The sequence below is a fragment of the Prevotella sp. P4-98 genome (genome assembly GCF_002251405.1).
GTDB lineage: Bacteria > Bacteroidota > Bacteroidia > Bacteroidales > Bacteroidaceae > Prevotella.
The window spans coordinates 132,038-156,116 of the sequence record NZ_NPJC01000006.1 but is presented as its reverse complement, the minus strand read 5'-3'; the positions used below and the strand labels follow the sequence as shown (position 1 = coordinate 156,116).

The following is a 24,079-nucleotide window of genomic DNA, read 5'->3' as shown; positions in this document are numbered from 1 at the left end:
CCATACTACATGGGAAAAGGAAAACTACAGAAATTTGCAGAAATGGAGACGTTCAGCAACGTCTTCCAATATCCATTCTCAGTCATCGAGAATGTACCTTTCGAAATGAAGGGACATTGGCGCGAACAATATTTTCATAACGACAATCCCATCGTCCTCGAACTGGGTTGCGGTAAGGGTGAATATACCGTAGAACTGGCACGCCTCTACCCACAGGTCAACTTCATCGGTGTTGACATCAAAGGAGCACGCATGCATAAAGGAGCAAAAGAAGCACTTACAGCAGGGCTGTCCAACGTGGCCTTCCTACGCACCAATATCGAGATCATCGACCGTTTCTTTGCCAAAGACGAGGTTCAGGAGATCTGGCTTACCTTCAGCGACCCCCAGATGAAAAATCCACGCAAACGGCTCACCAGTACTTATTTCATGAACCGCTACCGCCATTTTCTCGTTGACGGAGGTCTCATCCACTTGAAGACCGACTCCAACTTCCTCTTCACCTATACCACCTACATGGTCGAGGCAAACCGTCTGCCCCTGCTCTTCCGCACCGAAGATCTCTATCATACCGACGGTATCGATGAGGAGACTCGCAAAATTCTGTCCATCCAGACTTTCTACGAAGCACAATGGATTGCCCGTGGCCTCAATATCCGCTACATGAAGTTCCATCTTCCTCAGCAAGGCGAACTCGTGGAGCCCGATGTTGAAATACCATTAGACGACTACCGTTCTTTCCACCGCGATAAGCGCAGCAGTTTGGAAACAAGCAAATAAATGACAATAGGATTTCTATGCCATTAGCCACAAGGTAAGTCAATCACAGCAAAGACAAAGAAAATCGACGTTTTTCTTTGTAGTTCAGTTGGTTTACAGTACCTTTGCACTTTGAAACGAAAAAAAGAAAACAATGCCAGAAATATCAGTTCGCGGACTGGAGATGCCCGAGTCACCTATCAGAAAACTCGCTCCATTGGCCGCAGCAGCAAAAAAACGGGGAACCAAGGTCTATCACCTCAACATCGGACAGCCTGACCTGCCTACACCGCAGGTAGGACTCGACGCATTGAAGAAAGTGGATAGAAGCATTCTCGAATACTCACCATCTCAGGGTTACCTCAGTTATCGCGAGAAATTGGTGGGCTATTATGCCAAATACCACATCAACGTATCGGCAGACGACATCATCATCACCTCTGGCGGTTCCGAAGCTGTTTTGTTTGCATTCATGTCGTGCCTCAATCCTGGCGACGAGATTATCGTACCCGAACCGGCTTATGCCAACTATATGGCGTTTGCCATTTCTGCCGGTGCAAAGATTCGCACCATCGCCACAACGATCGAGGAAGGTTTCTCCTTGCCTAAGGTAGAGAAATTTGAAGAACTCATCAACGACCGCACACGCGCCATCATGATTTGCAATCCCAACAACCCGACGGGTTATCTTTATACACGTCGTGAGATGCAGCAAATCCGTGACCTTGTGAAGAAATACGACCTCTATCTCTTTTCCGATGAGGTTTATCGTGAATATATTTATACCGGTTCACCCTATATTTCCGCTTGCCATCTTGAGGGCATCGAGCAGAATGTCATCCTCATCGACTCGGTTTCTAAACGCTATTCAGAATGTGGTATTCGCATCGGTGCGCTCATCACCAAAAATGCAGAAGTGCGCAAGGCAGTCATGAAGTTCTGTCAGGCACGCCTCTCTCCTCCTCTCATCGGACAGATTGTAGCAGAGGCTTCACTCGATGCTCCTGAAGAGTACTACCGCGATGTCTATGACGAATATGTCGAACGACGTAAGTGTCTGATTGACGGACTCAACCGCATTCCTGGTGTCTATTCGCCCATCCCCATGGGAGCTTTCTATACCGTAGCAAAGCTCCCCGTTGACAATGCAGAAGAATTTTGCCGTTGGTGTTTGGAAGAGTTCACCTACGAAGGTGAAACTGTGATGATGGCTCCTGCCGCTGGTTTCTACACCACGCCTGGTGCTGGCATCAATCAGGTGCGTATTGCCTACGTGCTGAAGAAAGAAAACCTTGAGCGAGCGCTCCTCGTATTGCGTAAGGCATTGGAGGCTTACCCTGGTCGCGTTGATGAACAGTAATATTCGGTCTGCCACCATTTAAGGTATTTAGATAAAAACCATGAATTTCCCACTTTTCATAGCAAAACGCATCTATAGCGACAAAGGCGACCGCCGTAAAGTGAGCCGCCCAGCTATTCGTATTGCCATGATAGGCATCGCCATCGGTTTAGCGGTTATGATTGTCACGGTTTCGGTAGTGTTGGGATTCAAACACACCATTCGCGACAAAGTGGTGGGCTTCGGCAGCCATATCCGAGTGGAAAATTTCTTATCATCACAGTCTCCCATGCCCGCCCCAATCTGCATTGATGACTCGTTGGCAAATGCCATCAAGCACATACCGGGCGTCAAACATGTAGAACGTTATGCTTTGAGCCAAGGCATTCTCAAGACTGACGCAGATTTCATGGGTATTGCGCTCAAGGGCGTCGGAAGCGATTACGATGTCACATTTCTCAACAGCAACCTTACTGCTGGCACCCTGCCCAAATTCTCCAGCGAAAAGAGCAGTTACCAACTGGTCATATCGCAACAGATGGCCAACAAGCTCAATTTGAAGGTCAACGACCGCATCGCCGCCTATTTCATCAGCTATGATAATGTACGCGCCAGAAAGTTTACCATTGCTGCCATCTATGCCTCTAATATGAGCCAGTTTGATGAAGTCATGTGCTTCACAGATCTCCCCACAGCCGTTCGTCTCAATAATTGGGAGAAAGACCAATGTAGTGGCGCAGAACTGCTTGTTGAGGATTTTAACAATCTCAACGCAACTGCCGACCGCGTCGTACAGCGCATCAACCGCCATACCGACCATTATGGTGAAATCCTCACCTCCCACACCATCTACGAATCGTATCCACAAATCTTTTCCTGGCTTTCATTGCTCGACATGAACGTATGGGTTATTCTGATACTCATGGTGTGCGTTGCATGCTTCACGATGATAAGCGGTCTGCTCATCATCATCCTCGAACGCACACAGATGATAGGCCTATTGAAAGCACTTGGAGCTCAGACAAAATCTATTCGCTATACCTTCCTGTGGTTTGCTGTCTTCATCGTGGGACAAGGCATGTTGTGGGGAAATATTCTGGGCATAGGCCTTGTCGTACTCCAACAAAAGACTGGTTTCGTCACACTTGACCCTGCCAACTATTATGTCAGCGAAGCTCCCATGGAATTAAACATCCCGTTGATAGTAGCTCTTAATGCTGCCACGCTATTGGTTACTATGGTCGTACTTTTAATACCTACCGTACTCATATCACGCATCCATCCGGCACGTTCCATGCGCTACGAGTAAGCCTTTGCATCATTTCTATTTCCCGTTTCTACAACAGTTACTTGACGCTATAGATAGAAATATCCGGTCAATCGACGATAGGTTTCATCGCCCAACACCATTTCTTCAGACTCCATCCGTCTTGGCTTCTTCGTATAAGACAACAATACACGACGAGGCGGTTTCCGATCGGTGGTACGAAACATACAGATTCTGTGGGGGAACAGTCCGACTAAAATAGCAGCTTCGTCCATTAGCGACTTTACCTCAACAGGAATCACAACAGATATTTCCCCTTCTTCCGCCATAAGCCTCTCAGCCGACGCCATCAGTTCGGAAAAGGTCAACGTTTCCGCGTGTCGTGCCACAGTACGCTTATTATCAGGACATTGTAGCGAGTTGATAAAAAACGGCGGATTACATACAATAGCGTCATAAAGCGGTAAGGTCTGAGCATCATGAACGCAGCGATGAATAGGTTGCCATTCCTGCACTTTTGCTCTTGCAACGATGATGCGGTCGCTAAAGGGCGACTGCTCCACATTACGATGTGCTGTTTCAAAAGCATCATGGTCAATGTCAATGGCATCAATCTCGGCAGCAGGAAAACGCTGTGCCATCATCAAGGCAATGAGACCTGTGCCACATCCCACATCGAGGATACGATGACCTCCATTGGCCCAAGAACCAAGCAGAACACCATCGGTTCCAACCTTCATGGCGCAACCTTCTTGTACGACATCAAACTGACGAAAACTAAATCTGTCTTTCATAACGTTCTTGCTTTATAACGTTGCAAAATTACGAAAATCCATCGATAACGCCATCATATTGACCTTAATTTAATACGCTCGCTGCTCGCTTATTCGTACCTCTGCAACATAGTTGCGAAGGTACTTTCGCTCGAAAACGAAAAGAAATGCGAGCTTTTCTTTTGCATTTTGCTCGCTTATTCGTACCTCTGCAACATAGTTGCGAAGGTACTTTCGCTCGAAAACGAAAAGAAATGCGAGCATTTCTTTTGCATTTTGCTCGCTTATTCGTACCTTTACACCTTAAAACAAGTACTAACGAATACTAACGAAACACTAACAACACTATGACTATGAATTTGAAAATGGTGGCGACCACAATGGTGGCTTTGACCTTTGCCTGTAACACACAGGCACAATCACATGTGCTGCAGGTAAACACCAAGAAAACTGTGGCTCCCATACAATCCACCATGTACGGACTTTTCTTTGAAGACATCAACTATGCTGCCGACGGTGGACTCTATGGCGAACTCGTCAAAAACCGATCCTTCGAGTTTCCACAGCCACTCATGGGGTGGCAGACCTTCGGTCATGTCACTGTGGAAAACGACGGGCCTTTCGAACGTTGCCCACACTACGTCACACTCGCTTATCCCGGACACCGCGAGCGCCGGTCAGGACTCGTCAACGAGGGATATTTCGGCATCGGAGTGCTGAAAGGCGAAGACTACCGCTTCTCCGTATGGGCAAAAGCGCCCAACGGGGAGGCGCGTATCAAAGTGCAACTCATCGATGAAGGTACGCTTGAGGAACGACAGGATTTCGCCACGGCACATATCGACATCAACTCCAATGGATGGAAGCGCTATGAGGTGAAGATTCATTCACCCAAAACCGACAACAAAGCGCGACTGCGCATCTTCCTGGAAGGTCAGCAACCCGTGTCGCTCGAACATATCAGCCTCTTCCCCGTTAACACTTTCCGCAACAGAACCAACGGTATGCGACGCGACCTTGGACAGGCACTTGCCGATATTCATCCGGGGGTATTCCGATTCCCTGGCGGATGTATCGTTGAGGGCGAAGAACTTGCCAACCGCTATCAATGGAAGAATACCATCGGTCCCGTGGAAAACCGTCCGCTGAACCGCAACAGATGGGAGTTTACCTTTGAACATCGTTACTATCCCGACTATTTCCAAAGTGGCGGTCTGGGATTCTTCGAGTATTTCCAACTCTCTGAAGATATTGGTGCCGAACCATTACCTGTACTCAATGTGGGCATGGCGTGCCAGTATCAAAACTGGAACGATGCCAATGCCCACCAGCCTGTTGACCAACTCGATCCCTATATCCAGGATGCACTCGATCTCATAGAGTTTGCCAATGGCGACACAACCACCACATGGGGTCGCCAACGCGCAGAAATGGGCCATCCTGAACCATTCAACCTAAAGTTCATCGGAATAGGTAACGAGCAATGGGACTCAATGTATTACGAGCGCTTAAAACCATTTGTAACTGCCATCCGTAAGCACTATCCCAACATCAAGATAGTAGGTTCAAGCGGTCCCTATCCAGAGGGTGGAGAGTTTGACCGAGGCTGGGCAGAAATGCGTCGCCAGAAAGCCGATTTGGTGGATGAGCATTACTACCGCGACGAACAATGGTTCCTTCACAACGGACTGCGCTATGAGACCTACGACCGTCGTGGTCCTAAGGTCTTTGCGGGTGAATACGCCTGCCATGGAAAAGGAAAGAAATGGAACCACTACGAAACGTCACTCTATGAGGCAGCCTTCATGACCGATCTCGAGCGAAATGCCGACATCGTTCACATGGCCACCTACGCTCCCCTCTTCGCCCATATTGAAGGATGGCAGTGGCGCCCTGACATGATTTGGTACGACAATACGCGCATGTTTAAGACCACGAGTTATTACGTCCAGCAGATGTATGCCACACACAAAGGCACGCATGCGTTGCGCCTTACGATGAACGGCAAACCGGTGGCAGGACAAGACGGACAGGATGGTCTCTTCGCCAGTGCTGTTGCCGACAAAGCCAAGCACACCATTATCGTGAAGGTCATCAACACCAGCAATCAGCCCCAACCGGTCAGCATCCGCTTGCAAGACAGAAAATCAGCCAATGACGTGCATACGCTGACACTCTGCCACACCGAGATGGACGAAGAGAACACCCTCGACAATCCCGACCTCATCTGTCCTGTTGCAGGCAAACTCGCTGCAAAAACCGTCAAGGGCTCCGTCGTCATCGACGACATCATACCAGCCAAGAGTTTCCGACTCTACGAAACTGCAGAATAACACAGCATACCCCTCAATAGCAATCAGACGATATGAAAGCATTTACCTATATTGAAAAAGGCAAGTTTGCCATGACCGACAAGCCACGCCCTTCAATCCAATCCCCCACCGATGCCATCGTGCGCGTCACCTTAGGCAGTATCTGTACCAGCGACCTGCACATCAAGCATGGCAGCGTACCCCGTGCCGTACCAGGCATAACCGTGGGCCACGAGATGGTGGGCATTGTAGAAGAGACGGGAAGCGAGGTAAAGGGTGTCAGCGTCGGCGACCGCGTGACGGTCAATGTAGAAACCTTCTGCGGTGACTGCTTTTATTGTCGTCACGGTTATGTCAACAACTGCACCTCGCCCCACGGCGGATGGGCATTAGGCTGTCGCATTGACGGTGGACAGGCAGAATACGTGCGTGTTCCACTGGCGTCACAAGGCCTCAACCGCATCCCCGACAGTGTGACCGACGACCAAGCGCTGTTTGTTGGCGACATCCTCGCCACAGGCTTCTGGGCGGCACGCATCAGCGAGATAAGTCCCGACGACACCGTCCTCATCATCGGAGCAGGTCCCACGGGAATATGCACCCTACTCTGCGTCATGCTCAAGCATCCGAAGAATATCATCGTCTGTGAACAGTCAGAAGAACGACGCCGGTTCATCCGCAACAACTATCCCGATGTGTTGGTCACCACCCCCGAGGAGTGTTGCGACTTCACAGCCGCCCACAGCCTTCATGGAGGCGCCGACCGCGTGTTGGAAGTGGCAGGAGGGCCCGACACCTTCCAACTGGCCTGGCAGTGTGCCCGTCCCAATGCCATCGTCTCCATTGAGGCCCTCTACGATAAGCCGCAACTGCTGCCGTTACCCGACATGTATGGCAAGAACCTCACCTTCAAAACAGGTGGTGTAGATGGTTGCGACTGTGCCGAGGTGCTCCAACTGATCGCACAAGGCAAGATAGACACCACCCCGCTCATCACCCACCGTTTCCCGCTCAGTCGCATCGAAGAGGCTTATCGCATCTTCGAAAACAAGGAAGACAACGTCATCAAGATTGCCATTTATAACGATTAAAAGCAAGATTAAAAAACAACACAGATAACATGGACATGAAGAAAATCACAAATCCTTGGACCGGATTAAAAGGTTACAACTGCATCGGTTGCGCCCCCGAAAACCCCTTCGGTCTTCACCTCTGCTTTTACGAAGACGGAGACGATATCGTCAGCAAATGGCATCCGTCTGCCAACTACCAAGGGTGGCTCAATACGTTGCACGGCGGCATCCAGGCATTACTTCTCGATGAGGTGTGCGGATGGGTCGTCACTCGCAAATTACAAACAGCAGGTGTTACCTCAAAGATGGAGACACACTATAAGCACCCCGTATCAACCGACGATTCAGAGGTGACCGTGCGAGCCCATATCCGCGAGCAGAAGCGAAATATCATCATCATCGATGCCACACTCGCCGACTCTTCTGGCAAAATATGCACAGAAGCCACATGTACCTATTTTGCATTTCCGAGAGAAAAAGCCGAAAGAGACATGCACTTCAAACCCTGCGAAGTGGAGGAATGAAAATCCACCGCTGAGCACGTTTAGAAAAACATATCCGGGAACAACAAAACGAAACAACTATGATAAAACAGATTCTTTGCGCATCGGCACTCTCTTTGACTGCCGCTGCCGTTCATGCACAACAGCTGCATTATCCTACGCCACCTACCGACAATACCATCGACGAGTATTTCGGAGTGAAGGTGTCTGACCCCTATCGTCCACTCGAAAACGACACCAGCGCAGCAACGGCAGCATGGGTCGAAGCAGAAAACGCAGTGACCAATGCCTATCTGGCCAAGATTCCACAGCGCGCCAAATATCTTAAACGGTTGCGCCAGGTTGTCAACTACGAGAAAGTCTATGCCCCATTCAAAAAGAATGGCAAATGGTACGTTTATCGCAACAACGGACTGCAAAACCAGTCGGTGCTCTATCAGATGGACCAGTTGGGTGGTGAACAGCGCGTCTTTCTCGATCCAAACAGTCTCAGCACCGACGGAACCGTTGCGGTAAAGGGCATTTCCTTCTCCAACGACGGACGCTATTTTGCCTACGTCATTTCGCGTAGCGGCAGCGACTGGGAAGAAATCTATGTCAAGGATGTGGCAACCGGAAAACTCCTTGACGACCATATCGTATGGGCAAAATTCACCAATGCCACATGGCGAGGCGACGGTTTCTATTACAGTGCCTACGATGCACCTGAGAAGGGCCTTGAGACCTCAGCGAAGAACGAGGTACAGAAAGTTTATTACCACCGCATCGGCACCCCTCAGAGCGATGATGTGCTGTTCTATCAAAACCCGGCACAACCCCTGCGCTTCTACGGTGTAGGACTCAACGACGAGGAGACGCTGATGTTTCTTACCGAGTCTGGCATGGACCAAGGCTACAACCTCTATGTGCGCGACCTCCGTGTGGCAGACTCGCAGTTTATCCAGATGACAGCAGACGCCAGTAAGACCTATTCGCCTGTAGAGATGATCGGCGATTCCATCTATATCCTCACCAACCAAGGTGCTCCACGCTACCGTTTGATGGTGGCTGACGTGCGTAAACCCGGCATGACCGACTGGCATGAAGTGGTAGGTGAGCAAGACGGTGTGCTTCAGGATGTGCTTTTTCTGCCCGCTGACCGCATGATTCTTACCTACTCTAAAGACAACTGTACCGAGGCATGGCTCTATTCTGTCAAGGGAGAGCGTCTCAGCCGCATTGAGTTGCCAACCTTTGGTAGCGCCTCATTCAGCGGCAGCCGCAAACAGGACGAGTGCTTCTTCAGTTTCACCTCCTATACCGTTCCTACCACCATCTATCGTTTCGATTCTGCCACAGGCAAGAGTCAGGTAGAAAGTCAGCCCAAGGTCAACGTCCGTCTTAACGACTATACCACAGAGATGGTGTTCTGTACCAGCAAGGACGGCACCAAGGTGCCTCTGTTCCTCACCTACCGTAAAGGTCTCAAGCGCAACGGCAAGAATCCCGTCATGCTCTATGGCTATGGAGGTTTCAACATTTGCTATCCCCCATCGTTCTCACCCATGCGCATTCCCTTCTTGGAGAATGGCGGCATCTATGCCTATGCAGCGCTCCGTGGTGGCGGTGAGTATGGTGAGTCATGGCATTTGGCAGGTACAAAACTGCAGAAGCAGAATGTGTTTGACGATTTCATCTCAGCAGCCGAGTGGCTCATCAGCGAGAAATATACCGATTCCAACCATCTTGCCATCTATGGCGGTAGCAATGGAGGCTTGCTGGTAGGAGCTTGTATGACTCAGCGTCCCGACCTATACCGTGTCTGCATCCCAGCAGTGGGAGTGATGGATATGCTGCGCTATCATAAGTTCACCATCGGTTGGAACTGGGCTCCCGATTACGGTACGAGTGCCGACAGTCCTGAGATGTTTGAGTATCTCAAGGGCTATTCCCCCCTCCATACTTTGAAGCCAGGTGTGAGCTATCCTTCCACTCTTGTCACGACAGCCGACCATGACGACCGTGTTGTTCCTGCCCATTCGTTCAAGTTTGCAGCCCGTCTGCAGGAGTGTCAGAGTGGCAAGTCGCCTGTATTGATTCGTATCGACAGCAAGGCAGGACATGGCAGTGGAAAGCCTCTTGCCAAACAGATGGAAGAGCAGGCAGACATCTTCGGTTTCTTGCTTCATGAAATGGGTGTGAAGATGAAGTAACGTCTGTTTACCGCATCTATCCTGCGGTGATTATTTTTGAAACATTCAACTGTGAAGGTGGAGATTGGATTTCATCCTTCGTTTTCTCGCCATGGCAGACCTCGAACGAGTTCGGGTCTGCTCATCTGGCTTAACGAAAACGTTCTTTGAGTACCATAATCAGGTAGATTTAATAACAATATATTATCACTTTCCTAACATTGTGTATGGATAAAAATCGTACATTTCCGACATCATAAGAGCAAAACCAATGTCAATTCCAAGCGTTACAGTTTGACAGTTGACAGTTTCCAAAAACGTTTTTTGGCGTTACAATCCTTACAGCTTACAGTATTACAGTTTTGGAAAGCAAATCGTACATACACAGCAATGCTTTCACGGATTTAACAGTTGGCAAGTGGAACTGGAACCAGTTCCCCAGTTTCCGCTCCCCTAAAAACATGTTGTTTAACACCTTTTCCATATATGAACCATTATGAACTTGTATAATACCACTTCTTTTCCTACCTTTGCAAAGTAAATGAAACTAGCTGTTCCAGATACACCTATGAAAAAGTAATCATATAAAACGAAGAAATCATGAAACAGAAGAAGTATTTAGCAATCGTAGGGAACATGCTCCTCGCATTAACCGCATGTTCCGGTGGAGGTTCAGAATTAGACCCTACACCTAGTCCACCCCCTTCAGCAAAAGTACCTATCAACATCAGCACTTCGATAACCCGTGCTACTGATTTGGCTTTTGAAACGGGAGACCAGATAGGATTGTTTGTTGTCAACCATCAAGCCGATGGCTCTGCCGCAACACTTCAAACGACAGGTAACTATATAGACAACACGAAATTTACTTATGATGGAACCTGGAAGGCTGCAACTCCAACCTACTGGAAAGACAACAGCACCCACGCCGATTTCTACATTTATTATCCATATACAGCCACTATCAGCAACATAGAGGCGATGCCTTGGACCGTAAATGCTGACCAGAGCACAACGGAAAAATACAAGGCTAGCGAACTTCTGATAGGCAAGACTACAGATGCGGCTCCTACAGAAAGCGCCGTGAAGATAGAAGCCAAGCACGTGTTGAGCCAGATAATCATCAACCTCGTGGCAGGAAACGGATTTACAGAGGCTTCGCTTGCTGCAGCCAAGATTAGCGTAAAGATCAACCGTCTGAAGACACAGGCTACAGCCAATCTTTCTACAGGTGCCGTAACAGCCCAGGGTGATGATACAGCCCTCATTCCGCTCAAGGAAGAAGGCAACAGCTACATGGCGCTCATCATTCCGCAAGCCGTAGGCGATGGAAATCTCATTACCGTAAATGTTGACGGCAGAGATTTCAATCTCCCTAAGTCATCCCAGTTTTCCGCTTTCGAGGCTGGCAAGAAGTATAAGTTTACCGTTACGCTCAGCAAGACCAGCAACGGCGTGAATGTAAATATCAGCAAGTGGGAAGACGACGGTATTGACTATGGCGGAACAGCTGAATAACAGAACAGACGATTTTCTATCTAGAAATAATACGAGATGATCTTTCTTACTGAGAAAGGCCATCTACCCAAAAAGAATTATTTATGAAAAAAGTAAAACATTCCCTATTATATCTGCTTGCGGCAGGAGCCATGCTCCTGACGGGCTGTAGCGAAGACTTCTTCGGCGACAAGACCGAGCAGCACGACAGCAACCGCATCCGGCTTTCTGGCGATATCGACCAGCTTGCCGTAACCCGCGTCAACGACAACGGTTTCTGCAACGGCGACGTGATGGGCGTTTACATCGTAGATTACGAGGGAAACAAGCCTGGAACCCTGAAGGTAAACGGCAACCGTGGCGATAATGTGCGCCACACTTTCGATGAGCCTAACTATAAGTGGAACTCCGCTTATGACCTTTTCTGGAAAGACAAGCATACGCATATTGATGTGTATGGTTACTATCCGTTTGCCAACCCAGAGAGCATCGAAGATTATCAGTTTGAAGTTCAGAAAGACCAGAGCAAGGCTACCGAGAATGGCGAAATGGGTGGCTACGAAGCGAGTGATTTTCTCTGGGGCAAGGTGTCTGATGTGGCTCCTACCACCAGCGTAATCCGTTTGCCTATGGCGCATCGCATGTCTAATGCCCGCGTTACCCTGATCCAGGGTTCCGGTTTTGCCGAGGGCGAATGGGCGAATCTGGAGAAGATTGTTCTGACAGCCAACGTAGCCCGCAAGGCAAGCATCAACCTTTCTACTGGCGAAATCAAGACTGCAGGTGCTGTAGAGAACACCATGACCATCCCATCTCGTACTAACGACGAGTGGCGCACCATCGTGGTTCCTCAAACCGTGTCAGCCGGCACAACTCTCTTCAGCATCACCATCGGCGGCGTACCTTATAAATTTGTTAAGAACGAGGCACTTACCTATGTGGCTGGCAAGATGATGAACTTCGGCATCAAGGTAGATAAGCAGGCAGGAAGCGGCGCTTACAAACTGACTTTGGTAAGCGAAAGCATTACTCCTTGGGAGAATGATCTCGTGAGCCATGATGCAACAGCAAAGGAGTATATTGTTATCAACTCTACTCCTGGAGGTTTGAAGAATGCCATTACTGCGGCTAATAAGGACTATACCAAAATTAAGAATCTGAAGATTACAGGTGAGATTAATGCCAAGGATTTCTATTTTATGAGAGATTCTATGGACATTTTGCAGGCCTTGAATCTTAAAGATGTAAGAATCATTGGTACAAATGAACACGTAAATGACGGATGGAGTGAGTGTGTCAACAAAGATGATCAAATACCACACTTTGCTTTTTCGGGAAATAGAGGAGAAGGTAAAAGTAGCCTAACATATATTGTTTTACCAGATAGATTAAAATCTATCGGAACAAGAGCCTTTTTTAAATGTGGATATCTATCAGGATCTTTAAATATTCCAGAAGGTGTTGTAGATATTCAACAAGGTGCTTTTACTGGGTGTAAATCATTGACGGGCTCATTGTCATTACCATCAACTCTCATATATATAGGAAATGATGACCAAGGCAACCATGAAGATATCGACTACTCTTGTGGAACTTTCGCAGGTTGTGGTTTTGTAGGAGAACTGAATATACCAGAAGGAGTAAAAGAAATACGAGGATATGCTTTCGACAACTGCAAAGGTTTTTATGGAAATTTAAAATTACCAAACAACTTGGAAAAATTGGGAGAACATTCTTTCTTCTTATGCAAGAATTTAACAGGTACCTTAACTATTCCTCAAAAAATAAAAATCATTCCTAATGAATGTTTTACCGGATGCGGTTTTGATGGAACCTTAACCTTGCCAAATGGTATTACCTCTATAGGAAACTCTGCATTCGGTGATTGTCATTTCAAAGGAGAACTATCGCTGCCTAAAGATTTACGAATCATCAACAACAATGTCTTTAGCAACAATGATTTTTCAGGTGAACTAAAATTACCTAAGAATATTAGTGTCATTGGTGAAAAAGCATTTGCTTATAATTGGCGTTTAATGGGTACTCTCGAATTTCCAGAAGGCATTCAATCTATTGGCGCAGGAGCTTTTGCACATTGTCGCAGTCTCGAAGGACTTATTTTTCCAGAAAGTCTAGAGAATATTCGTTGGGAATCAAGTTGGACTGAAGATGGTGGAGCTTTCCAAGGTTGTTACGGAATAAATAGTATTGTCTGTAAAGGAGATTTGCCTGCTTGCGTACAAACTGGTGCCTTTGAAGGCGTAGCCAAGGATAACTTCACTCTCGAAGTACCTGAATCTGCCATTTCCCAGTACCAGGCTGCACCAGGCTGGTGCGACTTCAAGCGTATTGCAGCTCACCACGAGCTCGTTTGCCGACCATCTGTAGCCTGCGCCTTGAGCACGGAGCACAAGCAGAAACTGGTGATTAACGCCGAGGGCGAATGGGAAGTAGCCAGCAAGCCAGACTGGTGTGAGGTTTCTCCTGCCAGCGGCAACAAGAAAACAGAAGTTACTTTGACCATCAAGGGAATGGCTAAGAATGCCGATAGCCGTGATGGAAAGGTGGTATTCCGCCTGAAAGACAAAGACTATACCCACGAATGTAGCGTTTCGCAGTATGGTTATGAATATGGAGAGGACGAATGGATTACCCTACAGAAGGCTACCAAGGGCAATAATGGTGGAATCAACATCGTTCTGCTCGGCGACGGCTTTAGCGCAAAAGATATTGCCAGCGGCAAATATCTGAAGGATATCAAGCAGGAAGTGGAGTATTTCTTCGGTATTGAGCCTTACAAGACTTACCGTGATTACTTCAACGTCTATACCGCCATTCCGCTTTCTACGGAATCGGGCGTAGGAACCGTGAACACCATCCGCTACAACCGATTCAATACCACCTTTACCGGTGGCGTAGGATTAAAGGCAGATTATGACGAAGTATTCGATTATGCTCTGGGCGCTCCAACCGTCAACAAGGGCAATCTGAATCAGACGCTGATTATCATCGTTCCTAATTCTACCGATTACGGCGGCATCTGCCAGATGTGGGAAGATGGTTCGGCTATTGCCTTCTGTCCGCAGAGTACCTACGACTATCCACTCGATACCCGTGGCGTAATCCAGCATGAGGCAGGCGGACACGGATTCGGAAAGTTGGGCGATGAGTACATTTATCACAACGCCTTCATCGACTTCTGCGACTGCACCTGCTGCGAACACGTTTTTGAATTCAAAGCAGCCAAGTCACTCGGTTGGTTTGATAACCTGGAACTTACCGGCAAGATACATAGCGTAGGCTGGAGTCATCTGATTTTCGACGACCGATATAGCGACATCGTGGATATTTACGAGGGAGGCTACATGCACAATCGAGGCGTCTTCCGTTCGGAGCCGAACTCCTGCATGAACAACGATATTCCTTACTACAGCACCATCAGCCGTGAGAGTATCGTGAAGCGCATCAAGGCTTATGCCGGAGAAACCTACAGTTTCGAAGATTTCGTGAAGAACGACAAGCGGGATGCGGGAATCGTACAAAGCCGTGCTTTCGGCGGCAATGGCGACCAACGCACATCCGGAACCTACCAGCATGCTCCAGTCTTCCATAAAGGCAGTCCGCTGAAAATGGCAAAGGTTAGAAAGCATCGCTAAGAGCGAGAGCAAGGTAAATCAGAATATGGACCATTAAAACAAAAAAAAATGAAGAAACATATAATAAAACACGCCAGTTTTGCGTTGGCTATATTAGGAATGGTTTCATGTAGCGAGGAGGTGGAAACAACCTCCCGCTTCAAGGATGCCCAATCTACACCGATGACTTTTGCCGTAAACTATCCCGGCCAGAGCCGTGCCACGGCAACCAGTTTCGAGTCAAACGACAAGATAGGTCTCTACGTGGCAGAAAGCAAGGCTCCACTCGAAATAGGCGGCAATCTCGTGAACAACGAAGCGCTCACCTACGATGGCAGCAAATGGGAAGCCGCCCGCACCCTCTATTGGGACGAAGGCACCTACAACGCCTACGCTTACTACCCATACATACAGGGCGTAAGCAGCACGACAGACCAGCCTTTCAGCGTAGCCCTCGACCAGAGTACCCCGAAGACGGCAACTGCACCCGGCGGTTACGAGGCAAGCGACCTGCTCTTTGCCACCAGCAAGGACATCCAGGCATCCAACTCCCCTATCAGCCTCAACTTCAAGCACATCATGAGCAAGCTCAAGATACGCCTGATCAAGGGCGAAGACTTTGAGGGAGACATGCCTACCCATGCCCAGGTAACCATCCACAGCACGGTACCTACAGCCACCATCGACCTTCAGGCAGGCGTAGCAACCCGTTATGTGAAAGGAACCCAGCAGAGCATCATCGCCCATCAGGAGAGCGACTACATCTACTCGGCCATCATCGTGCCTCAACGCATAGAAAACCGAAGACCACTCATCGAAGTAGTAATGAAAGGTGTAAGTTATCTCTTCGAGAGCAGATTCTGGTTTAAACCCGGAACCGAACATCTTGTCAACTTCATTATTTCTGACAACCCAGACCAGGTGAAGATAGAGATAGGCGGCGAGATTCAGAACTGGGGGAAATAAATAAGAAAGCCTTTCTCCCGAAGGGCTATGAATGATAAGAATACAGAGAATTATAAATGAAGAAGACGGTATTGATATTATCCCTTCTAGCATTCCTTCTCGGAGGATGGGTGGCAGCCTTGTGGCTGCTGCCCTCTGCCGTTTATAAAGGCGACTGTCAGGAAATCCGATACGGAGTGAACGAAGGACTGGAACTTGTAGAACAGGACAACGGCGCGAAAGGCAAGCGATACGTGGTAGAAGATGCAGACGGTAACGAGCTGTTTACCATCCCTTTGCGTGGCTGTCTGCTAGACACCCGTTTCCGCAACGGGCAGCTCCGGTTCCGCGAGCAAAACTCTAAGAGAGAGGGATTTATCGACCGTCAGGGTATGGTAGTATTCACAGAAGACAGTAAATATGCGGTTCCGGAAGCCAACAGGCAGCAGGCGCAGATGCTGATGAACGGAGAGACGGAAGAAGGCACGAAGAGTGCGACTGATTACCAACCGGAAGAACAGGCAAGCAGGCAAGCGAAGGCATCAAAAGCAGGAAAGACCAGCCATCTTTCGCAGGTAGATCTCAAGACGATGGCGCAGTCGAATCCTTTCTACAAGGAAGCCTTGAAAATCATGCAGGGCAAACTCACAGAGACCGATGCCAGACGCCGCCACACCATCCTCAACTACTGCGAACATTTCCGCACAGCCTATACCACCAAGGATCTTGATTTTCTGAAACAGGTGTTTAGCGACAAGGCACTCATCATCGTAGGAAACGTGGTAAAACCTGTAGCCAACGACAACAAGTGTCAGGCTGAAGCAAAAGTAACCTACGCCATTCACTCGAAGAAAGACTATATTTCAAGACTGGCGAAGGTATTTACAGTCAACCAAAAGATAGACCTGAAATTCTCGGGATTCCGCATCATGCGCCATCCTACGATGGACGGCATTTACAGCGTCACCCTAAGACAACAATACAAGAGCGACCGCTACGCAGACGACGGCTATCTCTTTCTGATCTGGGATTTCCGCAACCCGTCCATGCCGCTCATCCACGTGCGTACCTGGCAACCGGCAGGAACCGTACATAGCGGAGACGATGTAATCAGTATACAAGACTTTAATTTAGAATAATATGATGGCAGTTAGGAGTGAGAAGTTAAGAGTTGGTGGTTTTAGACTCACGATACTCTTATTCATATTAAGCCTGTGGTCGGCATCCGTCCAGGCACAAGAGTTTTCGGTAGCAGGTTTCCGTCTGTTGCCCAACGACGTGAGTGCCTTTATCACCCCCGTGCGCGACCTCAACGATGACCCTTGTGCCCTGGTGAAGGTAGAAGCACCCTCCGACTTTGCCTTCTCCACCCCGCTCGGAATCGTATCGCGAAAAGATAAAGTGGGCGAAATCTGGCTCTATCTTCCTAAAGGCTCCAAACTGCTTACCATCAAGCATCCGGAATGGGGCGTGCTCCGCGATTACCGGTTCAGCGAACCGCTGGAAAACAGAATGACCTACGAGCTGAAACTGAAACTGCCCAAGCCTACTCCTATCATCCAGGAGAAGCACGACACCATCGTAGAGGTAAAGACGGTAATAGATACGATTGCCATCCCACAAGTACGTAAGAAGATGCCACTCGCCCTCTACACGCTCGCCACGCTATCCCTTCATGAAGACGGACCGTCCTATGGTCTCTTCTTCGCCCTGATGCGCCGCCACGGCTTCTTTATCCATGCCAGCAGCAACCTCAAGAGCATAGGCAGCACAGAGGGAACCTGCAACAAAGAAGGTTTAACGCCGGGCAGCAGCATCAAACCTTATTATACAGGCAGTACACGCCACCAGAACTACACCTTTACCGCTGGAGCCATCCACCACATCACGCATGGCTTCTGTCTCTTCGAAGGCGTAGGCTACGGCAAAGCCGCTACAGCCTGGCAACAGACCGAGAGCAGCGGAGGCGGATACCTGCTCAACGAAGACCTTACCCACAAAGGCTTCGCAGCCCAGCTGGGTGTGCTCGCCTCGTTCAACAGAGTGAGCATCGCAGCCTCAGCCATCACCATCGCCGGAAAACAATGGCAGGGCAGCATCGGCATAGGTATTAAAATAGGAAAACAAAAGAAGTAAGAAATGAACATAAAAAGCATATTACGCAACATCAGATTTCTTGCCCTCCTGATAGGAAACATGATGATGGCAGGGTGCAGCAATAGCGATAAGCCTGCCTATCTGGAGCCGCATCTGATAACCACAGAGGCGACCCATATCACCCGAACAGAGGCTACCCTCAACGGATCAGCTACCATAGAGGGAGAAACAGAAATGCCGAAACTTCTGTTCAGATACGGCACTTCGGAGAGCATGGACCTCAATACCAGCGAGGTTCATGCCCAGGGAGCTGACGTCTCGCTGGTTCTGACGGGGCTCAAAGCGGGCACTACCTATTATTATATGCTGCAGGGCAACAACGGCCGAATAACCACAACCAGCAACATGATGAGTTTCACCACTCTACCCAATATGAGTCCGAAACTTACATCGGCCACGCTCTTGAGCCACGGACCGATGAGCGCTTTCGTAAGTTACGAAATAACCGATGATGGCGGCGAACCGATGACCGAAACCGGATGCTACGTTTATCAGACCGGCGAGCCGGAGAACAAGCAGAAATACATCTTAGAAAACTTTGACGGAAAGGAGGGCAAGATCAAGTTGCGTATCGGAAATCTGGAGCGGAATGCCCACTACGAGTTTCAGCCTTTCGCCCGGAATACGGTAGGAGAAACCATAGGAACCGCCATCAAATATAATACGAGCGACGCCATTACGCTAAACGAAACTGGCGAACTGACCCAGCTGATGGGCAACCATCTTTACGATTATACCCAGCTGACCATAGCCGGAACCCTGAACGGCGAAGACCTCAGTTGTCTGAGATTGATGATGGGGCGCGACAATAATAATGCATCCACCCCAGGCAAGCTCTCAGATATAGTCCTTACCGACGTTCACCTCGCAGCAGGCGGAATGGTAGGTCCTTATCATCACGAAGCTGCAGAAAACCAGATTGTGCAAGGCACATTTGCCGGTTGCGAGAAGCTCACCCACGTAGTTCTCCCAGCCGATGCAACCACCATCGGGAAAGATGCGTTTGCCGATTGCACTTCGCTCCGCGAGATAGAGATTCCTGCCTCAGCAGACAGCATTCTCCCTTCCAGCGGATGCACGGCGCTCGAAGCCCTTACGGTTTCGTCTGCCAACGCAAACTACCAAAGTCTGGACGGCGTGCTGCTGAATGCAGAAGGCAACAAAATCGTCTGGTTTCCGATGGGCAAGAAGGGCAAATACACCCTTCCTTCCACCTTTACCTCCATTGGCGCCTACGCCTTCAAGGAATGCAGCATCGAGACGTTTTATCTGTCAGACAACGTTGAAACCTTAGGGCAAGGTGCCTTCATGGACAGCCAGATAAAGGAAATACATCTCGGGGCAGGCATCAAGCTGATTCCTACGGGCGTTTTCCAAGGCTGCAGGAAGCTCACGAAAGTATATCTAGGAGTAAAAACCGAACATATCAGCAACTACGCTTTCGATGAAAGTCCGCTTACCGACCTCTATGTTTCTGCTTCCATGATACCTTACTGCGAAGAAAACGCCTTCTCCAACAAGGCAACCAACCTCTTCACCACCTGCGTGGTCCACATTCCTGCAGGCATGAAAAAGGGGTATCAGAACCATAAGATATGGGGCAAATTCACCCATATCGTTGAAGAATAAAATTGTCGAACATTCATACTGTTAAAGAATAAATTATGACAACACCAGAAATAGAAGAGCTCAAATCGCTCGTAGAACAGAAATATGGCAAGATTCTTGCCACGACAACCGACTTCGAAGAGTTTTCACTCTATCTGGAGAAGAAAACATGTGGAACTATTTCTCCATCCACCCTCAAACGACTCTATGGATACGTGAGCGACAATCATAAGCCGCGCATGGTAACCCTCGATGTGCTTTCCCAATACATCGGGCATAAGAACTACATGGAATTTACCCATTGGCTCAAGACCAGCACCAAGTACAACAGTTCTTTCTTCAAGGCAAGCCAGCTGGTAAGTAGCGATTTACAAGAAGGTACTCTTGTTTCTATCGGTTGGAGTCCCAACCGTCTGCTGCAGCTCCGCTATCTGGGCGACAGCACCTATGAAATAGAGAAATCAGAGAACAGCAAACTGCAGCCTGGCGACCGCTTCGTAACAGGCTGTTTCATCAAGGAGCAGCCCCTCTTCCTGCCCTACATCGAGCGTGGCGGCGAGCGTACAGCCTCGTTCGTAGCCGGCAGAAACGGCGGACTTACCGTCATCAGCATCAACGAGAAATAAAATAACAGTAATCAAGAAAAAGAGGAATCCGTGAGCATGGAAGAAACTGAAGAAAAGAAGAAGAAAACGACATCGGGATTTACCGAGGATATCAGCAAGGAGATGAACAATTCAAACCCCTTGCCTGTGGAGGATGCATTCAGCAATCTCCACCAATGCTACGTGTCTATTTCGGGCCATACACGCATCTTTACAGCCACCAAATACGGCAAGCGTTTCATGTTGAAATGTCTCAAGAACGATTTTCTCTACACCCCTATTTACCGCCAGGCACTCGCCAAGGAGTTTGAAATAGGTCAGCAGCTGGAACATCCCAATATCTGCCGTACCATCGACCTGGAAAAGGTTGACAACCTGGGCACGGTAGTGGTGATGGAATATATTGACGGCGATAATCTGGAGCAGCTCATCAAGAAGAATGCCCTCTCGGCAGAACTCGCCCGCAAGATAGCAGGACAGCTGATGGATGCGCTGGAATACATGCACAACAAACAGATGATTCATCGCGATCTGAAGCCTTCCAACATCATGATTACACATAACGGGCAGAACGTGAAACTCATCGATTTCGGTCTCTCGGATAGCGATTCTTTCTGCGTATTGAAATCGCCAGCCGGAACTTCGGGCTATATTGCTCCCGAACAGATGCTACCAGCTGCCAAGGCTGAACCGCGTGCCGATATTTATTCTCTGGGCATGGTTCTGGGCGACATGGCCAAGGCTACGGGCGATAAGGCGCTCAGCAAGATGGCAGAAATCTGTAGTTGCCGCGACCCGCAAAGCCGTCCGCAGAATATCGTCCAACTGCGCCAGCGCCTGTCCTGTACGCCCCGTTACCGCCACGCCTTGCTCCTGCTCTGTGCCCTCATCATCGCCCTGTTGGCAGCCCTGGCCGGGAGCTATTATCATCTGGAGAAGAATGCCCAAGAACCTGCATCTTCGGCAAGCGACAGCATTCAGCCCAACGACAATAAGGTAATCGACTATCAGCTTTGGGGTAAATAAAGCAGGAACAGGCCCTGGGTTTGACATCCGTGCCTACAACAATACCAAGGCACGAATTGGTCTGAATATCATCCGCCACACTATGGCGATTATCAACGAAGAAAACAAAAACTCAAAGATTCGTTTCGATATTCATAATAATAATGGATGCAGCGCTATGCTTACGGTTCCGAGACACTTGAAAGCACTATAAAGTAAATATTTTACGAATTTAAACTATTATTCTACAAATTAGATACTTATGAAAACAATTATTATAGACAACGAGATTCTCTCCATCGAAACTTTGAGTCGCATGCTCTTGGAATATGACGATATCGAAGTTGTGGGTAGTGCCTGCAACACCATGGTGGCAGAAGGACTGATCAAGGCAGCTTCTCCTGACCTCGTCTTTCTTGATGTAGAACTGCCGGGCATGTCGGGTGTGGATTTCATCCGCGAGGTGAAACGTCTGACGCAAGGACGCTGCCGGGTGGTGATGTACACCGGACATAAGGACTCGATGCTTTCTTCGTTTCGTAACGAGGCATTCGACTTTCTACTCAAACCCGTTGACCGCGACGAACTCTCGGCGATGATTCAGCGCTTACGCCTCCATATCGAATCCTCCAACCAGAAGGCGCCTGACAACAATCCTGCCGACATCAACAGTACTGTACGGCGCGACCGCGAAAAACTGATTTTCAATACCAACTTCTCTGACTTTCGAGTGGTTTCCATTGCCGACATCGGACTCTTTTACTACAATAGTGACCAGCGAATCTGGGAAGTCGTTGTGTCGGGATGTGAAGAACCCATACGCCTGAAACGTAACGTCAACTGTGAAACATTGCTCGCCCTCGATCCTTGTTTTGTACAGGTGAGCCAGCGCTTTGTCATCAATATCAACTGTTTGATGGAAGTGTGCGACAATGTCTGTCGCCTCTATCCACCCTTCGACCATATTAATAATGTCAAGGTGGCGCGGCTCTATCGCAAGAAACTCATCAGTCGGTTTAACACCATTTGAACCACTATTGCCGACAAAAAGAACTTGTCAGGGGGTCTATGTCATCATTCCTAAGCGTTACAAATAACAGATAACAGTTAACAGTTTCCAAAAACGATTTTTTGCGATTCAGGCGTGACAATATAACAATATTACAGTTTTTGGAAAGCTAATCGCACATACACAGCAATGTTTTCACGGATTTAACAGTTGGCAAGTGGAACAGGAACCAGTCCCCCTGTTTCCAAATCTCGAAAAAATCAAATTCGTATAACTCATTGATGTAATACAATCAATTTAAATCATGTCCAAGATTTTTTCTTTGGACAGCAGTGAATCTTTACCTAAAATCTCTGACCAAAATGCGCTCGAGCACCTCGCTTCTGGAAAGAATTTTATTATGGATCGCCTACGGTTCAAATTTTTGGAGCAGCGAGAGCAGAGAATAAATCCAAAAATTTATTCTTTACCGAGTCGTGACAAAAATAACCTATAGGTAAATCTAAAACAAAATCTTTAGAATAATCTTCAACTAGAATCGTTTCCGTGTCCTCTGTGTGTTCCGTGGATAAGAAAAATTTCCGTGCGACATTACACCATTCATATATCTCAACACAACAAAATAGTATACAAGGTAATTGTTTTATACATTTGACCACAAAATTCACTCGCCAACCAAGCAATTATCGTTCGCTTCTCGTTGACTTCTCGTTCGTTCCTCGTTCGTCTCTCGTTGTGCTTTCGTTCGTTATTCGTTAGCCGATCGAGGACATAACGAATACCGAACGAGAAAACAGCGAAATGACAACGAGAAGACGACGAAAAGACGACGAGAACAAATCGAAACGGGGACGAGAAGCAAACAAAACAAACTACAGACCACAATCACCAACTATTATACCCGTTTTTGGCCATTTACATGGCGCGTGCTGCAAATCAACCCATCAGGCAGTACACCCTAAGCTCAAGACAAAACAAATGGCTGTAATAGTCTCTTTTTAACAACACAAAATCTGAAACTGCTCGCGCGCGAACCTATAAGTACCTGGCGAAGCCCTTTACACCCTACCACATACTATCACCCCCTGAACCAAAACACAGCCAGGTCATTTTTACCCGTGTCATAACATACAGCCAAGACCGTCAGATACACATCTAAAAGCAGTATAACAAACTGTATATCAAATACATACAGAAATTAAATACAGCTAACCAGTAAGAATGGGACACCAATCTACAACAGTCCAAACAGATTTACAGACAAAATGCATCAAAAATAACACAAACATTTACAGAAAGTAGCATTTTCACTACCTATCACAGCAAAGGGCAGGAGTCTCCTGTGAGAGTCCAGCCCTTTTATGTGATTAGAAATAATGAAGTCTTGTGATCAGAAACCTATCAACGCTTCACCTTGAGTT

At 48.2% G+C, this 24,079-nt stretch carries 17 protein-coding genes; 16 read left to right on the top strand and 1 reads right to left on the bottom strand.

Features of this window, described 5'->3' with window-relative positions; translation table 11 throughout:
• Positions 1–9 precede the first annotated feature (9 nt).
• The 3 genes from trmB to CIK96_RS01500 all read left to right on the top strand — a co-directional run bounded on the left by trmB (position 10) and on the right by CIK96_RS01500 (position 3,407).
• Entirely contained in the window at positions 10–780 is a 771-nt protein-coding gene (gene trmB, locus CIK96_RS01510; protein ID WP_094389467.1) for a tRNA (guanosine(46)-N7)-methyltransferase TrmB, read from the top strand.
• 133 nt (positions 781–913) lie between these two features.
• Positions 914–2,119, top strand: coding sequence for a pyridoxal phosphate-dependent aminotransferase (locus tag CIK96_RS01505; protein WP_094389446.1), 1,206 nt, complete (start codon positions 914–916; stop codon positions 2,117–2,119).
• A gap of 40 nt (positions 2,120–2,159) precedes the next feature.
• Positions 2,160–3,407, top strand: a complete 1,248-nt coding sequence (locus CIK96_RS01500; protein ID WP_094439227.1) for an ABC transporter permease — start codon at positions 2,160–2,162, stop codon at positions 3,405–3,407.
• Positions 3,408–3,454: 47 nt separating this feature from the next.
• Here the strand turns inward: CIK96_RS01500 and CIK96_RS01495 are convergent, their stop codons facing one another.
• Positions 3,455–4,159: a tRNA1(Val) (adenine(37)-N6)-methyltransferase gene (locus CIK96_RS01495; protein ID WP_094436033.1), complete on the bottom strand. Its 705-nt coding sequence runs from the start codon at positions 4,157–4,159 to the stop codon at positions 3,455–3,457.
• Positions 4,160–4,491: 332 nt separating this feature from the next.
• On the opposite strand from CIK96_RS01495, the gene CIK96_RS01490 reads away from it, so the two are divergent.
• The 13 genes from CIK96_RS01490 to CIK96_RS01430 all read left to right on the top strand — a co-directional run bounded on the left by CIK96_RS01490 (position 4,492) and on the right by CIK96_RS01430 (position 22,679).
• A complete protein-coding gene (locus CIK96_RS01490) occupies positions 4,492–6,471 on the top strand; it encodes an alpha-L-arabinofuranosidase C-terminal domain-containing protein (RefSeq protein WP_094439225.1) in 1,980 nt (659 codons plus the stop codon).
• A 32-nt stretch (positions 6,472–6,503) separates the two neighbouring features.
• Complete coding sequence (locus CIK96_RS01485) at positions 6,504–7,541, top strand: alcohol dehydrogenase (RefSeq protein ID WP_094439223.1); 1,038 nt, start codon at positions 6,504–6,506, stop codon at positions 7,539–7,541.
• Positions 7,542–7,576: 35 nt separating this feature from the next.
• Positions 7,577–8,047 (top strand): PaaI family thioesterase, encoded by a 471-nt coding sequence (locus tag CIK96_RS01480; RefSeq protein WP_094439255.1) that lies wholly within the window; start codon positions 7,577–7,579, stop codon positions 8,045–8,047.
• Positions 8,048–8,106: 59 nt separating this feature from the next.
• The gene (locus CIK96_RS01475; RefSeq protein WP_094439221.1) at positions 8,107–10,218 is read left to right on the top strand and encodes a prolyl oligopeptidase family protein; all 2,112 of its coding nucleotides are present in this window, start codon (positions 8,107–8,109) and stop codon (positions 10,216–10,218) included.
• Between the two features lie 579 nt (positions 10,219–10,797).
• Positions 10,798–11,715 (top strand): fimbrillin family protein, encoded by a 918-nt coding sequence (locus CIK96_RS01470; RefSeq protein ID WP_094439219.1) that lies wholly within the window; start codon positions 10,798–10,800, stop codon positions 11,713–11,715.
• Between the two features lie 83 nt (positions 11,716–11,798).
• A complete protein-coding gene (locus CIK96_RS01465; protein ID WP_094439217.1) occupies positions 11,799–15,350 on the top strand; it encodes a fimbrillin family protein in 3,552 nt (1,183 codons plus the stop codon).
• Between the two features lie 48 nt (positions 15,351–15,398).
• Positions 15,399–16,295, top strand: a complete 897-nt coding sequence (locus CIK96_RS01460; protein WP_094436020.1) for a fimbrillin family protein — start codon at positions 15,399–15,401, stop codon at positions 16,293–16,295.
• 56 nt (positions 16,296–16,351) lie between these two features.
• Positions 16,352–17,413 carry a hypothetical protein gene (locus CIK96_RS01455; RefSeq protein ID WP_094436018.1) on the top strand — a complete coding sequence of 354 codons (1,062 nt, stop codon included), beginning with the start codon at positions 16,352–16,354 and terminating at the stop codon, positions 17,411–17,413.
• Position 17,414: 1 nt separating this feature from the next.
• Positions 17,415–18,410 (top strand): hypothetical protein, encoded by a 996-nt coding sequence (locus CIK96_RS01450; RefSeq protein WP_094389436.1) that lies wholly within the window; start codon positions 17,415–17,417, stop codon positions 18,408–18,410.
• 3 nt (positions 18,411–18,413) lie between these two features.
• The gene (locus CIK96_RS01445) at positions 18,414–20,060 is read left to right on the top strand and encodes a leucine-rich repeat domain-containing protein (protein ID WP_094436016.1); all 1,647 of its coding nucleotides are present in this window, start codon (positions 18,414–18,416) and stop codon (positions 20,058–20,060) included.
• 35 nt (positions 20,061–20,095) lie between these two features.
• Complete coding sequence (locus CIK96_RS01440) at positions 20,096–20,665, top strand: hypothetical protein (RefSeq protein ID WP_094389434.1); 570 nt, start codon at positions 20,096–20,098, stop codon at positions 20,663–20,665.
• Between the two features lie 36 nt (positions 20,666–20,701).
• Positions 20,702–21,670, top strand: a complete 969-nt coding sequence (locus CIK96_RS01435; protein ID WP_094439215.1) for a serine/threonine-protein kinase — start codon at positions 20,702–20,704, stop codon at positions 21,668–21,670.
• 241 nt (positions 21,671–21,911) lie between these two features.
• On the top strand, positions 21,912–22,679 hold the full coding sequence (locus tag CIK96_RS01430) for a LytTR family DNA-binding domain-containing protein (protein ID WP_094436012.1): 768 nt from the start codon (positions 21,912–21,914) through the stop codon (positions 22,677–22,679).
• The last annotated feature ends 1,400 nt before the right edge of the window (positions 22,680–24,079 follow it).

What these genes read in the sequence shown, in the direction of transcription:
- CIK96_RS01500 (WP_094439227.1), top strand. Translation starts at nt 2,160, where the DNA reads ATGAATTTCCCACTTTTCATAGCAAAACGCATCTATAGCGACAAAGGC.
- CIK96_RS01495 (WP_094436033.1), bottom strand. Translation starts at nt 4,159, where the DNA reads ATGAAAGACAGATTTAGTTTTCGTCAGTTTGATGTCGTACAAGAAGGT.
- CIK96_RS01485 (WP_094439223.1), top strand. Translation starts at nt 6,504, where the DNA reads ATGAAAGCATTTACCTATATTGAAAAAGGCAAGTTTGCCATGACCGAC.
- CIK96_RS01435 (WP_094439215.1), top strand. Translation starts at nt 20,702, where the DNA reads ATGGAAGAAACTGAAGAAAAGAAGAAGAAAACGACATCGGGATTTACC.
- CIK96_RS01465 (WP_094439217.1), top strand. Translation starts at nt 11,799, where the DNA reads ATGAAAAAAGTAAAACATTCCCTATTATATCTGCTTGCGGCAGGAGCC.
- CIK96_RS01460 (WP_094436020.1), top strand. Translation starts at nt 15,399, where the DNA reads ATGAAGAAACATATAATAAAACACGCCAGTTTTGCGTTGGCTATATTA.
- CIK96_RS01470 (WP_094439219.1), top strand. Translation starts at nt 10,798, where the DNA reads ATGAAACAGAAGAAGTATTTAGCAATCGTAGGGAACATGCTCCTCGCA.
- CIK96_RS01475 (WP_094439221.1), top strand. Translation starts at nt 8,107, where the DNA reads ATGATAAAACAGATTCTTTGCGCATCGGCACTCTCTTTGACTGCCGCT.
- trmB (WP_094389467.1), top strand. Translation starts at nt 10, where the DNA reads ATGGGAAAAGGAAAACTACAGAAATTTGCAGAAATGGAGACGTTCAGC.
- CIK96_RS01455 (WP_094436018.1), top strand. Translation starts at nt 16,352, where the DNA reads ATGAAGAAGACGGTATTGATATTATCCCTTCTAGCATTCCTTCTCGGA.
- CIK96_RS01440 (WP_094389434.1), top strand. Translation starts at nt 20,096, where the DNA reads ATGACAACACCAGAAATAGAAGAGCTCAAATCGCTCGTAGAACAGAAA.
- CIK96_RS01450 (WP_094389436.1), top strand. Translation starts at nt 17,415, where the DNA reads ATGATGGCAGTTAGGAGTGAGAAGTTAAGAGTTGGTGGTTTTAGACTC.
- CIK96_RS01490 (WP_094439225.1), top strand. Translation starts at nt 4,492, where the DNA reads ATGAATTTGAAAATGGTGGCGACCACAATGGTGGCTTTGACCTTTGCC.
- CIK96_RS01430 (WP_094436012.1), top strand. Translation starts at nt 21,912, where the DNA reads ATGAAAACAATTATTATAGACAACGAGATTCTCTCCATCGAAACTTTG.
- CIK96_RS01480 (WP_094439255.1), top strand. Translation starts at nt 7,577, where the DNA reads ATGAAGAAAATCACAAATCCTTGGACCGGATTAAAAGGTTACAACTGC.
- CIK96_RS01445 (WP_094436016.1), top strand. Translation starts at nt 18,414, where the DNA reads ATGAACATAAAAAGCATATTACGCAACATCAGATTTCTTGCCCTCCTG.
- CIK96_RS01505 (WP_094389446.1), top strand. Translation starts at nt 914, where the DNA reads ATGCCAGAAATATCAGTTCGCGGACTGGAGATGCCCGAGTCACCTATC.